The organism is Leuconostoc sp. S50, from assembly GCF_016624925.1.
Classification (GTDB): domain Bacteria; phylum Bacillota; class Bacilli; order Lactobacillales; family Lactobacillaceae; genus Leuconostoc; species Leuconostoc pseudomesenteroides.
The window spans coordinates 44,088-51,469 of the sequence record NZ_JACVUE010000013.1; the positions used below are offsets into that span (position 1 = coordinate 44,088).

Below are 7,382 nucleotides of genomic sequence, written 5' to 3' on the forward strand. Positions count from 1 at the left end.
AAGCGCTTATGCGCTTTAAGTCGATTTATTTTCCTTTTTTTGCACGTTCCCATTCCTCTTTGAAATATATTCCACCATCATTTATTGTTTTACTTATTAATTTAGAAATATATTCATCAACCAATGTTTGTTCAGCTGTTGGATTGCCATCGTTAATTTCTCCGTAACTAATCCCATGTTCATAGTAATTCGTAATATTATTTATTTCCCCGAAAAGATTTTCTATATTTCTAAGCAATAACATATTAGAATCGTTTTTCGGAACATAAAGAATTATTTGATAATACTCACTCCTAATTTGCTCCATTTTTTCAGTTAATTCTTTATTTTTTTCATTTTTTGTGTCCGGATTTCGATCAAAAGCAAACAAATCGTACAAATACATATACTTTGAAACATGTGTCACATAATTTGCTATCAAGGGTCGTACAATGGTCATCCATTCTATTCGGCTTTTTGAAAGAAGATCCCTTTTTGCCTTCCGTCGTCCATCCCAAACATTAACAGCCAATAACAAAACAGATAAAGCCGATGCGGTTCCAACACCATTTAATTGATGGTCTTTGGTAAAGAAAATAACTTGTACTATTTCTGACCAAGGTACAACCGTTATGAACTTATACAAAGAAACAATAGCAAATGACCATTGTATGAGTGCAAAAAATGGAGCAGTTATTAAAATAATAACAACTTTAAGCATTCCAAATTTGCTCACTTGAAGATTAAAAAACTCCTTAATTGGTTTAAATATTTTTTTAACTTTACACAATAGTGAATTCATCTCCAACCTCCAATAGCAGTAATTATACTACTAGAGAGACGTGGGTTGGATTAGAAATTATATTTTTCTGATTTCGGGCTCACGACCTGAATTATCAATCTTTAAATCAGGACGAGAATCAACAAGTTTAATAATAGACTTTTCGGTTAGATTAAGTTCACGAGCAGCTTTCCCCAAAGAAACACGCAGCATCGTATTAAGTGATTTTATTGAACTATGATCACCAAACATAGCCGTAGAATTTTCATCAATGAAAAAATTGAAATGACCAACAAAATCATCAATACCTATTTCATCATTACTATCGCTATCTAAATCAATCGCTGAAACTCTAATGCCAATTTTATGTCCAAAATATTTGTTGCTGTTTATTTGAAAATCAACTATTTTACCTTCCGCTTCATCACGAGTCATCAGCTTGCTATCGTTAATATTACTTGAAACTTCAACATTGAATTTATTTGGTAACACCTCCAGATTAGAAACATATCTATCATTAAAAGTCATGACCCAATAGTGTGGTTTATCAATCATATCATTCTCCTAAACGTGCCACTCGGCAACTAAATAAAGTGCTCAACTTTCAATCGGTCATCATTGTACTCAAGCGCATACATTAACTTGTTTGAGCCAACAAAGCCGTTCATGGTTTCCCAATCATCACTAGGCTTTGGCGTTGAGAACTGTCTGAACACGACACCGTTTTGGTCTTCTGTCTTATCAAAGTGAAGATGACCTGAATGTATCTCGGTAGTTGTTGCAATACCCCATAGGTTTCTGCACTCGTTAGCTAGTATCTGTGCCGGATTCTTTCTGTTGACGTTGCCGTGTTGGATTGAAATAAGAACATGACCTAATAGGTAAGCTGTGCGATAACGGTTGTTCACATCTACTTGAGCCTGTTTAAACCGTTCTTTAATCCAGATCATAAACATATACGAGATATCAAAGTCATGATTACCACCAACTGACTTAATCATCACTGTGTTAGCATTTTGCAACGCTGTCACCACAATCGCTTCAGTAAATTGCATAGCTTCATCAATCGCCTTTGGCATATCAACATCTTCAAGTATTGTGCCGCTAACCGTTTCAGTGCTGTTAATCTTATCAGAATGGAGCATGTCACCAATCATCTCAATGACAATCGTGCCATATCCTTGCTTAATGATATCTAGTAATTCTGACAACTTACCTTGTACATCAGACAAGTGAGTGATACCCCAATGGTTGTCTGTAATCGGTATGACTAAGTTACGCTTCCGTGATGGGTTAATTGATTGTTGCACTTTAAGTGGCTTAATATCACGTGTCAACACTTCAACCGCTCGCTTGATGTCGTTATCAACTTTAGGCTTAACCGTAATCTTTGACTGATACAAATCAATCAAGCCATTCTCAACACTATTCTGTTGCCAGAAATTATTGCGTGCTGATACGATATCCCAATCATCAGGATTAAAGCCATGCGCTCTTAATACGAAATCTGGGTCTTTAGCCTGTTCGGAAGTCATTTGCATTGTCGTAGATGATGTTGTGCTACCGTCCTTGTTGATGACAATTTCAGTGCCACGCTTCACATCTTTGACTTTGTTATCTGGCTTTTGTTTAGAATTGGTTCTAACGCGACCATTGGTTGAGCCTGTACTAAGATATTGCGACACTGTTCGCCTGCTAAAGTTTTCACCATACTCATCAAACAACCGTTAGCGTCTACCTATTCCGCCACCTGCCAACAAACATAAAATATATAAACGCATTATCCTTTGTGCTACCAGACAGCATATTCTAAGACTGCCCGGGTTGGAGTCGAACCAACATTTTTATATAAATTTATGTTAATAGAAATAGAGAGACTCGAACTCTCAACATCTGCCATGCAAAGACAGCGCTCTCACAATTGAGCTATACTCCCATAATGATAGATATTCCAACCTATCGTATTTTTACATACACAGCGGCTTTTTCCGAAGCATGTGTAACGTTGCTTTTAATGGATGAGCAATAACCACAAATAAAAAAAGCCAAGCCGTTTTTGGGCTTAACTTTTTGTTGTGTTAAATATTGTATTTATTTTATTGATGTGCGTTTAAAACAGATTGTGCATGTGCTTCTGTGTCTTTTGCATCTTGCAAAGCATTGTCGTTTTGTATCTTTGTTTGAGAACTTTGATTGGTTGAGTCATTCAATTTTTGTTGCGCATCATTTAGTTGGCTTTGTAAATTAGAAATCGTCGCATTTGCTGCATCTAAATCTTTTTGTTTAGCATCAACTTGTTGTTGAACCGCAGCCACCTTATTATTCCCGTCGGCAATTGCCTGTTGCGTTTCAGCTATTTTTTGTTGAATTTGTTGTTGCAAGCTATCATTTGTTGAACTTGCAGTGCCTAATTGATTTTTCAAATCGTTCATCTGATTTTGAAGTGTCGATACATTGTTCTGTGCTGTTGTCAATTGACTTTGGAGATCAGCACTTTGTTGTGTCAGATTAGACACCTTAGTTGATTGGTCAGTTAGTTTGTTACCTAATTGGTCAATTATATTACGTGTGTTAGATAGGTTAGGAGTACCAGCCCATGAACCACTATCCGCCACAGCAGTTGCAGCGCCAAACGAGATAGCTACCGCAGCAGCCACAGTAATGATTGTTTTTTTATATTTCATGATATTTTATCACTTTGTCCTTATTGTAACGATATTTTACACAACGTTTACGATAATACTCTGTATATATACAGTTGTCAATAGTTAATTTATACATTATTTTAATTCACAACAACAAATAGAGATTATTGTATCAAGCCATCACATCCAATACCATTTAAATAACACTTTATGAAATTTTTGTTAATTATTTGATAATACCAATATACCGCTTATTTCCACACTCTGTCCCCACTCAATAAGTACTCAATTCACACCGAACAGGTAAGTTTTAGAAACTCTTCTGTCCACAGTGCGAATTTATAATATGCCGTCTCGAGCAATTTATCAACGTTGCTGGGCGAATACCCAATCGCCTCTGCCAACTCATCAATGGATAACCGTTTGAAGTGGCGCAAATATATTGCACGACTGTACCGGTCTTCCATGTTATGCATTGCCTGACCAATTAAACGAATCATCAGCTTTGCATCACCATTTGCAATCAGATTGATTGTTGACTCCTCAACGTGATTACCAACACTGCTGTTCATTGGCATATCAGAAATGACTGGCGAGTGATACAAAGAATCAACGTTTGATATGTGGGCTAAGTCTAATAAGTCTTTAAATTCACTAGGCTTATTCACAGACAGCGGATTACCAAAGAAATCTGATACATTTTTTATTGTTTTTTCGCGATCATATTGCAATTTTTCTCTCCGTTCTGTCACTTCTATCCGCCAATTTTCGCTCTTCTTTCTACATGTTATAATATTAAAAACGTCAGGAGGTACTATGACCTTATTACTACTTCACGCTTTAATTTACTTTATGATTTTTCTATTGTTGATCACTCTTCTGATTGGCTTTTTAATACATAGCCGTGGCACGAAAGTAATTTCTATTTTCGGTATAACGATACAAATATTGTTACTGGTCTACCTAAATCACTTATAGTGAGATCGCATTTCTGTTACAAATTTCATCACAATATGCAACGCTGCGACCATTGCTGACACTAACACGCCAGACTCAATCGCATGCTGTAAGTTGTGTCCTATTTCAATCATTTCTTTTTAACCCAAATTCTTCCGCATTTTTTACACTTCATCCACTCGTGACTGCTGTTAAAACTAACAATTTTATAGTCATGTTTGCAGGTATTTTCTAAATACGCTTGGATAAGCCAATTTTTAGTGCGTACCATGTCTTCTTTAAAGCTGATAATAATGTCTCCCAACATCACTCGCCCTCCACTGGTAACTGCACCGCTTCTGTTAATGGGTTAGTCCATTTTTCAGCTTCTTCTTTGGTATCAAACTGTGTCGCATGTTCCTTATTATTGTTGTAAGTCAACTCACCTTCATCAGTGCAATAAAGCATATTACCACCTGCATTTGGAAGTATTCTTCTCACAAACCACTTCATATTAGATTCAACCTCAATGTGTTCCTCTAATTGTTCAAATCCTCTAATGCCGCGATTGTATTCGCTGAATAAATCAAATTCCGCCTGTGTCATCTTCACACGTGGGTGTAATGGTTCTGCTGTGTAAAGTGGTTCTGAACGTTTGTTAACTGGCTTTAATGTGCTATATCGCCAGCCTAAAGTTTCGCTGACGTCTTTTGTTCTGTATGCTACTGGTTCAGTCATCACTTATCTCCTTCATCATCAACAGGTGTGCCTTCAACAACGATTGAGTTATACTCATCTGCGTCAGTAATCAGTTCATCATCTTCATTAAATTGAGCATACTCACTAATAATTGCAGCGACCATAAATTGTGATAATTCAACCATTACATTTCCATCTTGCTTTTTTGCCATTTTTACTTATCTCCTCCGTGTAAAAACTCATGAAGATCATTGCCGATGTCATCAGGAATCATGCGTTCAATGTCGGCAGCTAATAAATCTGCGTTTTGATGTACGTTACCAACGACTTCATAAGTTTTCTCGTCATACCAACATACTGGCTCAAATCTTCCGTCAATATAGATAACAACTTCTATATTTCCACCTGCGCTTTTTAGAATGTCATTTTCATAAATTTCAACGCCGTTTTTGTCTTTGAGACCTGTGTATTGTTCAAGAACATCTCCAACAGAATGATAGATTGTAGTTGTGTTGCTACCAATACCACCCGTTACTTCAAATCCCATTCCAAGATTTTGTTTACCACTGTTCATATCAAGTGTTCTATATTCGTGTAATATACTATTCCACGCTCTAAACTTAATCTCTCGCATAACTATTCACTCCAATCAATATATTGTTCTTCATCGTTTTTCACTAGTTCAAAGACAGCTTGATCTCGTTCACTCCACGTATGGATTCCATGTGACATTCTTGTGTACCGATACTTTGAATATCGCAGTTTACCACCGTGATTTTCGGCGTATTTTTTTGCTTCGGTTAGTGTCATCATTCGCTCCATTCCGCAATATACTTATCTGCCGGCAGCACTCTGATGTGTCCGTCTGATGTGTGGACGAAATAAGTATCATCTTGTCTTGGCAAACCCATACCATCATAGTCTTCACCGAATTCTATTTTAGTAACCTTAGGCTCTTTGCCAGTCATCAAATAACCAAGTTTTGCGACCCCTTCACCCACTTCATAACGGATTGGTTTAGCAAAAACTCTTTCATTTATTTCCATTCCAATATTTCCCAATCCCACGCTCTGTAAGCTAACTATTTTCATAATCATTCTCCTTTCAAATGACCTGTTCTAAAATGTCTTTAACTAAATTAAGTGGTATATTTGACCGCTCGTTATAATCTCTAATTTGCTTCCTGCCTTGTCCTCTTGACCCAATAACAATATCTGCTTTAGATCCTGATGACATTTTCCCTAATGATAAGAACTTGTTAGACATAAACGTTGTCGGTTTCTTTGGAAAACTTTTATCATAGACCGCATAATGTGCAACATTCGCAATACCCACAAAGTTATAATTATGTTCCAAGTAGTACCAAATTTTTGAAGACTGTGGGTTTTCAATCACCCAGGTTTCGGGTTGGTACCTGTTGATTATTCTAATGGTGTTGTAGGCACACAATTCACCATTTATCCTAGTCAAAGTTGCCTTTGCTACATCACTTTTAAACGGCGTATCATTCTTTGATAAAATTCTATTTGCTGTTGATGGTGTCATATTTCCATCCTCCCAAACATAGAACTTATTGCCGCCTTTCATAGCACTAGCTACTGAAAAGCTCTCACAAGGTGGACTAGCCAGAATAATGTCTGGCTTAGGTAGCTTGTCCAACGTTTCAAACAATGACTTGTCACCAAATATCTCTTTAAAGTTAGATAGATCAGATTGATGAAATTAGAATTTTTGTTTAATTTGTCGATACCTATTGAGTAATTCTCGATATTGTCAAAGTATTTATCGATAGCTCGCTTATACGATGAATTGCCACTGTCAAACAATGACCAAACTATTTTCATCTCATCACACTTTCTATGCCTCCACCCTCCCTATCACATTCGGTTACGTTTTTTAGTAACACTGTATGTGCTTTAACTTCGTATAATAATATATATATAATTTATATATAGTAATTGTTACTTTGTTACTCTTGCCAGTTAAAACGTTGGTACGTCTGAATTTCAAAAGGTAACATTTTTTATTAAAAGTAACGCTTATTTTGTTACTTTTTGAAAACTTCTCATTTTCTAATTTAATTATTGTTACTTTTTTGATAGGCTCGGAACGTTTTTCCGTGTACCTTAACTAGCTTTTTTGTAAATTGTTCTCGTTGCATAACCATGTTGATTTGGCTCTTGATTATCTTTTGATTGTAGTCAATCATGTTGTTGTACAACTCACTTTCAACGTCTCGCACAAAGTCCGTGACCTTAATTTTGTCAAAGTCATGATACTGTAAGTCCAATACGTTCATGATGGTGTCATTCACTTCAGCGAATACGTTCAAATTGTCAGTC

At 36.3% G+C, this 7,382-nt stretch carries 14 protein-coding genes and 1 tRNA gene; all 15 read right to left on the reverse strand.

All coding sequences use genetic code 11. The annotated features are described in order from the left end of the window. Nucleotides 1–25 precede the first annotated feature (25 nt). Nucleotides 26–781 carry a hypothetical protein gene (locus IAE53_RS09810; protein WP_200136044.1) on the reverse strand — a complete coding sequence of 252 codons (756 nt, stop codon included), beginning with the start codon at nt 779–781 and terminating at the stop codon, nt 26–28. A 57-nt stretch (nt 782–838) separates the two neighbouring features. Then, nucleotides 839–1,315, reverse strand: coding sequence for a hypothetical protein (locus tag IAE53_RS09815; protein WP_200136045.1), 477 nt, complete (start codon nt 1,313–1,315; stop codon nt 839–841). A gap of 29 nt (nt 1,316–1,344) precedes the next feature. Continuing rightward, complete coding sequence (locus IAE53_RS09820) at nt 1,345–2,445, reverse strand: helix-turn-helix domain-containing protein (protein ID WP_233610661.1); 1,101 nt, start codon at nt 2,443–2,445, stop codon at nt 1,345–1,347. Nucleotides 2,446–2,623: 178 nt separating this feature from the next. After that, nucleotides 2,624–2,696: transfer RNA gene (locus tag IAE53_RS09825), tRNA-Ala, on the reverse strand. A gap of 160 nt (nt 2,697–2,856) precedes the next feature. Beyond that, the gene (locus IAE53_RS09830) at nt 2,857–3,444 is read right to left on the reverse strand and encodes a hypothetical protein (RefSeq protein WP_200136046.1); all 588 of its coding nucleotides are present in this window, start codon (nt 3,442–3,444) and stop codon (nt 2,857–2,859) included. A gap of 251 nt (nt 3,445–3,695) precedes the next feature. Beyond that, on the reverse strand, nt 3,696–4,157 hold the full coding sequence (locus IAE53_RS11635; protein WP_368668225.1) for a sigma factor-like helix-turn-helix DNA-binding protein: 462 nt from the start codon (nt 4,155–4,157) through the stop codon (nt 3,696–3,698). A gap of 216 nt (nt 4,158–4,373) precedes the next feature. Next, entirely contained in the window at nt 4,374–4,496 is a 123-nt protein-coding gene (locus tag IAE53_RS11575) for a hypothetical protein (protein ID WP_255527351.1), read from the reverse strand. Continuing rightward, a complete protein-coding gene (locus IAE53_RS09840) occupies nt 4,493–4,669 on the reverse strand; it encodes a hypothetical protein (RefSeq protein ID WP_200136047.1) in 177 nt (58 codons plus the stop codon). Before IAE53_RS09840 ends, IAE53_RS11575 begins: the two co-directional genes overlap by 4 nt. Then, nucleotides 4,669–5,079 carry a hypothetical protein gene (locus IAE53_RS09845; RefSeq protein ID WP_200136061.1) on the reverse strand — a complete coding sequence of 137 codons (411 nt, stop codon included), beginning with the start codon at nt 5,077–5,079 and terminating at the stop codon, nt 4,669–4,671. The genes IAE53_RS09840 and IAE53_RS09845 overlap by 1 nt, the downstream gene beginning before the upstream one ends. Continuing rightward, nucleotides 5,079–5,252, reverse strand: a complete 174-nt coding sequence (locus IAE53_RS09850; protein ID WP_200136048.1) for a hypothetical protein — start codon at nt 5,250–5,252, stop codon at nt 5,079–5,081. Before IAE53_RS09850 ends, IAE53_RS09845 begins: the two co-directional genes overlap by 1 nt. Nucleotides 5,253–5,254: 2 nt before the next feature. After that, a complete protein-coding gene (locus tag IAE53_RS09855) occupies nt 5,255–5,674 on the reverse strand; it encodes a YopX family protein (RefSeq protein ID WP_200136049.1) in 420 nt (139 codons plus the stop codon). 2 nt (nt 5,675–5,676) lie between these two features. Next, a complete protein-coding gene (locus tag IAE53_RS09860; RefSeq protein ID WP_200136050.1) occupies nt 5,677–5,850 on the reverse strand; it encodes a hypothetical protein in 174 nt (57 codons plus the stop codon). Next, nucleotides 5,850–6,131: a hypothetical protein gene (locus tag IAE53_RS09865; RefSeq protein WP_200136051.1), complete on the reverse strand. Its 282-nt coding sequence runs from the start codon at nt 6,129–6,131 to the stop codon at nt 5,850–5,852. Before IAE53_RS09865 ends, IAE53_RS09860 begins: the two co-directional genes overlap by 1 nt. A gap of 13 nt (nt 6,132–6,144) precedes the next feature. Continuing rightward, nucleotides 6,145–6,585, reverse strand: a complete 441-nt coding sequence (locus IAE53_RS11640; RefSeq protein WP_368668228.1) for a methylase — start codon at nt 6,583–6,585, stop codon at nt 6,145–6,147. Between the two features lie 532 nt (nt 6,586–7,117). Next, nucleotides 7,118–7,382: hypothetical protein (locus tag IAE53_RS09875; protein WP_200136052.1), on the reverse strand; the 265-nt coding region annotated here is incomplete at its 5' end.

What these genes read in the sequence shown, in the direction of transcription:
- IAE53_RS09810 (WP_200136044.1), bottom strand. Translation starts at nt 781, where the DNA reads ATGAATTCACTATTGTGTAAAGTTAAAAAAATATTTAAACCAATTAAG.
- IAE53_RS09815 (WP_200136045.1), bottom strand. Translation starts at nt 1,315, where the DNA reads ATGATTGATAAACCACACTATTGGGTCATGACTTTTAATGATAGATAT.
- IAE53_RS09830 (WP_200136046.1), bottom strand. Translation starts at nt 3,444, where the DNA reads ATGAAATATAAAAAAACAATCATTACTGTGGCTGCTGCGGTAGCTATC.
- IAE53_RS11575 (WP_255527351.1), bottom strand. Translation starts at nt 4,496, where the DNA reads ATGATTGAAATAGGACACAACTTACAGCATGCGATTGAGTCTGGCGTG.
- IAE53_RS09840 (WP_200136047.1), bottom strand. Translation starts at nt 4,669, where the DNA reads ATGTTGGGAGACATTATTATCAGCTTTAAAGAAGACATGGTACGCACT.
- IAE53_RS09845 (WP_200136061.1), bottom strand. Translation starts at nt 5,079, where the DNA reads ATGACTGAACCAGTAGCATACAGAACAAAAGACGTCAGCGAAACTTTA.
- IAE53_RS09850 (WP_200136048.1), bottom strand. Translation starts at nt 5,252, where the DNA reads ATGGCAAAAAAGCAAGATGGAAATGTAATGGTTGAATTATCACAATTT.
- IAE53_RS09855 (WP_200136049.1), bottom strand. Translation starts at nt 5,674, where the DNA reads ATGCGAGAGATTAAGTTTAGAGCGTGGAATAGTATATTACACGAATAT.
- IAE53_RS09860 (WP_200136050.1), bottom strand. Translation starts at nt 5,850, where the DNA reads ATGACACTAACCGAAGCAAAAAAATACGCCGAAAATCACGGTGGTAAA.
- IAE53_RS09865 (WP_200136051.1), bottom strand. Translation starts at nt 6,131, where the DNA reads ATGAAAATAGTTAGCTTACAGAGCGTGGGATTGGGAAATATTGGAATG.
- IAE53_RS11640 (WP_368668228.1), bottom strand. Translation starts at nt 6,585, where the DNA reads ATGACACCATCAACAGCAAATAGAATTTTATCAAAGAATGATACGCCG.